The organism is Streptomyces sp. NPDC007856 (assembly GCF_042868225.1).
GTDB lineage: Bacteria > Actinomycetota > Actinomycetes > Streptomycetales > Streptomycetaceae > Streptomyces.
Map to the genome: position 1 here is coordinate 1 of NZ_JBIAEC010000081.1, position 4018 is coordinate 4018.

A 4018-nucleotide genomic window follows, 5' to 3' on the forward strand; every position below is an offset into this window, starting at 1 on the left:
TCGACGCGCTCGCCGAGCAGCGGCGCGCCGACGGACTGCCCGCCACCTCGATCGCCTGGGGCCCCTGGGCCGAAGGCGGCATGGCCGCCGACGAGGCGCTGGCGAAGCGCATGGCGCTCGGCGGAGTCCCGCCCATGGCCGGCGACGCGGCGATCTCCGCGCTGCAGCGGATGCTGGACCAGGACGAGACCGTGATGACCGTCGCGGACGTCGACTGGCAGCGCTACGCCACCGGGTTCACCGCCGTGCGGCCCAGCCCACTGCTGGCCGACCTGCCCGAGGCGCGGACCGAACAGGCCGCGGCCCACGCACCCGGCGCGGCCCCCCGGTCCTCGGCGGCCCAGCGGCTCGCCGGACTCGCCGAGGCGGAACAGAAACAGCTCCTCCTCGACCTGGTCCTCACGCATGTCGCCCAGGTACTCGGCCACGCGGACGCCGCCGACGTCGACGCGGGGCGGGCGTTCAAGGAGCTCGGCTTCGACTCGCTGACGGCGGTCGAGCTGCGCAACCGACTGGGCGCCGCGAGCGACCTGCGGCTCCCGACGACGCTGGTGTTCGACCATCCGACTCCGTCCGCGCTGGCCGATCACCTGTGGACCGAACTGGTCGGCACCCGGGCCGTGGCCCACGGCCCGGTGCCGCGAGCGGGGCAGACGGCGGACGACCCCATCGCGATCGTGGCGATGAGCTGTCGCTTCCCGGGCGGCGTACGGTCGCCGGAGGACTTGTGGCAGCTCCTCGTCTCAGGCGCGGACGCCGTCTCCGGTCTGCCCCTCGACCGCGGCTGGAACATCGAACGCCTCTACAACCCGGACCCCGATGCACCCGGCACCTCGTACGCACGTGAGGGCGGCTTCCTCTACGACGCGGGCGACTTCGACCCGGGGTTCTTCGGGATCAGCCCGCGCGAGGCGCTCGCCATGGACCCGCAGCAGCGGCTGCTGCTGGAGACCACCTGGGAGGCGTTCGAACGGGCCGGGATCGACCCGGTGACCGTGCGCGGAAGCCAGGCCGGCGTGTTCGTGGGCACCAACGGCCAGGACTACCTCTCGCTCCTCCTGGAGGACCCCGAGGGGCTCGAGGGACACCTGGGCACGGGCAACGCGGCGAGCGTGGTCTCCGGACGGCTCGCCTACGTCTTCGGCCTCGAAGGCCCCGCCGTGACGGTGGACACGGCCTGCTCGTCCTCCCTGGTCGCCCTGCACTGGGCGATCCAGGCGCTGCGCAGCGGTGAGTGCGATCTGGCGCTGGCCGGCGGTGTGACCGTGATGTCGACACCGGGCACCTTCATCGAGTTCAGCCGGCAGCGTGGTCTTGCTGCCGACGGCCGGGTGAAGGCGTTCGCGGCGGGTGCGGACGGCACCGGCTGGGGTGAGGGCGTGGGGATGCTGCTGGTGGAGCGGCTGTCGGATGCCCGCCGTAACGGTCACCCGGTGCTGGCGGTGGTCCGTGGCTCGGCGGTGAACCAGGATGGTGCGAGCAATGGTCTGACGGCGCCGAACGGTCCGTCGCAGCAGCGGGTGATCCGGCAGGCGCTCGCCCACGCCCAGTTGTCGGCGTCGGAGGTGGACGCGGTGGAGGCGCACGGTACGGGTACGACGCTGGGTGACCCGATCGAGGCGCAGGCGCTGCTGGCCACCTACGGCAAGGAGCGTGCCGAGGACCGACCGCTGTGGCTGGGCTCGATCAAGTCGAACATCGGTCACACACAGGCCGCGGCCGGTGTGGCCGGTGTGATCAAGATGGTGCTGGCGATGCGGCACGGCGTGCTGCCGCGGACCCTGCACGTCGACGAGCCGACGCCGCACGTGGACTGGGCGGCGGGCGCGGTGGAGTTGCTGACCGAGGCCCGGGAGTGGCCGGAGACCGGCCGCCCTCGCCGGGCGGGCGTGTCGTCCTTCGGTTTCAGCGGCACCAACGCCCACACCATCATCGAGGAGGCACCCGAAGGCGACGTGACCGACGCTCCCCGGACGCGGTCGTACCCCGCCGCCACGGTCGTGCCGCTGCTCGTGTCGGCGATGGACGCCGACGCTCTGCCGGCGCAGGCCGACAGGTTGTGGTCGCATCTGACGGCGCGCCCCGAACTGGACCTGGCGGACATCGGGTACTCACTGGCCGTGGGCCGCTCGTCCTTCGAAGAGCGCGCGGTGGTCGTGGCATCGGAGCACGACTCTGCGGTGGCCGGCCTTCAGGCCCTGGCCCTGGGCCGCCCGTCGCCCCGAGTCATCCGCGGCAGCACAGCCAGCCGGGGCAAGTCGGCGTTCCTGTTCGCCGGTCAGGGCAGCCAGCGGCTGGGGACGGGCCGGGAGCTGTACGACGCCCACCCCGCCTTCACCCGGGCACTGGACGAGATTTTCGCCCACTTCGAAATCCCGCTGCGCGAGGTGATGTTCGGGGACGATGCCGGGCTGATCGACCGGACGGCGTATACCCAGCCCGCGTTGTTCGCGGTGGAGGTGGCGCTGTTCCGGCTCCTCGAATCGTGGGGCATCAGGCCGGACTTCCTCTCCGGTCACTCGATCGGCGAGATCGCGGCGGCGCATTGTGCGGGTGTGCTGTCGCTGGCCGACGCGTGCACGCTGGTCGCTGCGCGCGGCCGGCTGATGCAGGAGCTGCCCGCCGGTGGTGCGATGGTGGCCGTCCAGGCCGCCGAGGACGAGGTCACCCCGTACCTGACCGACGCCGTGAGCATCGCGGCCGTCAATGGCCCCACCTCCGTGGTCGTGGCCGGTGACGAGGGCGTCGTACTGGAGATCGCCGCCCACTTCGAGGAGCTGGGCCGAAAGACCCGTCGCCTGACGGTCAGCCACGCCTTCCACTCGCCGCACATGGACGGCATGCTGGACGCCTTCCGCAAGGTCGCGGAGGGGCTGTCGTACGAGGCCCCGCGCATCCCGGTCGTCTCCAACCTCACCGGCGCCGTGGCGACCGCCGAGGAGATCACCAGCCCCGACTTCTGGGTGCGCCACGTCCGCGAGGCTGTGCGCTTCCACGACGGCATCCGCGCCCTCGAAGCGCACAACGTGACGACTTTCGTCGAACTCGGACCCGACGGTGTGTTGTCGGCGATGGGCCAGGAGTGCGTGACCGGCGAGGACCGGATGTTCGTGCCCGTGCTGCGCAGGGGACGCGCCGAGCCGGAGGCGCTGGTGACGGGGCTCGGACAGGCCCATGTGCGCGGTGTCGCGGTGGACTGGCGGGCGTTCTTCGGCGATGGGGGAGCCCGCCGCGTCGACCTGCCCACCTATGCGTTCCAGCACCGGCGCTACTGGCCGCGGACTTCCCTGCCGTCGGCGGACGCGGGGTGGCGCTACCGGGTGGTCTGGCAGCCGCTGCGTGAGAGCGGTGCGACCCGGCTGCCCGGGGAGTGGCTGACGGTGGTGCCACGCGCCGGAGCCGCGGCAGACGTCATCGAGGGACTGGCCCGGCACGGGGCCAGCCTTCGGCAACTGACCTTCCCTGTCGAACGCGCCGACCGGCACTCGCTGGCCGCGCTGATCCAGGACGCCGTCGGCGACGCGCCGGAGCTCGAGGGCGTGCTGTGGCTGCCGAACGCCGGCACGGGCGCCGCTGCGTCCGCCTTGTTGGTCCAGGCACTGGGCGACGCCGGTGTCACGGCACCCCTGTGGTGTGTCACCCGTGGCGCGGTCGCCACGGCAGCCTCCGAGCCGGTGCACGATGCCGTGCAGGCACAGATCTGGGGTCTGGGACGGGTGGCCGCCCTGGAGCACCCGGGACGCTGGGGCGGACTGGTCGACCTGCCGCGGACGCCGGACGAGCGGGCACTGTCCCGGCTGGCCGGCGTGCTGGCCGGCAGCGGCCACGAGGACCAGGTCGCGGTACGCTCCTCGGCCCTCTTCGGACGCCGGCTGCTGCGGGCACCGCAGGGCCCCGAGCACGAGGACGCCTGGACCCCGCGCGGCACGGTGCTGGTGACGGGTGGTACGGGTGCGTTGGGTGCCGAGGTGGCGCGGTGGCTTGCGCGTCGGGGTGCTGATCATGTGCTGTTGGTCAG

1 protein-coding gene is annotated in these 4018 nt (G+C 72.7%); it reads left to right on the forward strand.

Features of this window, described 5'->3' with window-relative positions; all coding sequences use genetic code 11:
• On the forward strand, positions 1-4018 hold a 4018-nt coding region (locus tag ACFYOH_RS44465), incomplete at both ends, for a beta-ketoacyl synthase N-terminal-like domain-containing protein (protein WP_388637987.1).